A 629-nucleotide genomic window follows, 5' to 3' on the forward strand; every position below is an offset into this window, starting at 1 on the left:
GCCTGGTCCGGGCGAGGTACGATCAAGCGGGTCGACGTCACGCTCGACGGCGGCAGGAACTGGCAGTCCGCCCGCATCGACGGGCCCGTGCTCGAGAAGTCTCTGACGCGCTTCTATGTCGATTTTGACTGGGCCGGCCAGGAACTGCTGGTCCAGTCCCGCGCCATGGATTCGACCGGCTATGTCCAGCCGACCAAGGACGAGCTGCGCAAGGTCCGCGGGGTCAACTCCATCTACCACAACAACGGCATCCAGACCTGGCATGTCCGACCCAGCGGGGAGACCGAGAATGTCGAGATCGCTTAAGCCCGTCCTGCTCTCGGGCCTGGCTGCGCTCGCCCTCCTCGGCGCCGGCCCACTGATCGCCCAGACCGCCAAAACGCCTCCGGTGGAGAAGACGGCCCCGGCCGCCCGGGCCCAGGCTCCGGCAGCCACGCCTGCCGCCCCGGCGAAGCCCGCGCCGCTCGGGCTGGGCCGCCTCGCGCTGCCGGCCGAGATCAAGGCCTGGGACATCGACGTCCGCCCCGACGGCGTCGGCCTTCCGCCGGGCAAGGGCACCGTCCGGCAGGGCGATGAGCTCTTCCAGGCGCAATGCGCCAGCTGCCATGGCGAATTCGGCCAGGGCAATG

The 629-nt window shown here is 70.0% G+C and carries 2 pseudogenes; both read left to right on the forward strand.

Features of this window, described 5'->3' with window-relative positions:
- Nucleotides 1-306, forward strand: a pseudogene (locus AX750_RS02250) (sulfite dehydrogenase); the annotation flags it as partial.
- Nucleotides 290-629, forward strand: a pseudogene (locus tag AX750_RS26780) (cytochrome c); the annotation flags it as partial. The pseudogenes AX750_RS02250 and AX750_RS26780, both read left to right, overlap by 17 nt.

The organism is Methylobacterium sp. CCH7-A2 (assembly GCF_001557075.1).
Taxonomy (GTDB): domain Bacteria; phylum Pseudomonadota; class Alphaproteobacteria; order Rhizobiales; family Beijerinckiaceae; genus Allobosea; species Allobosea massiliensis.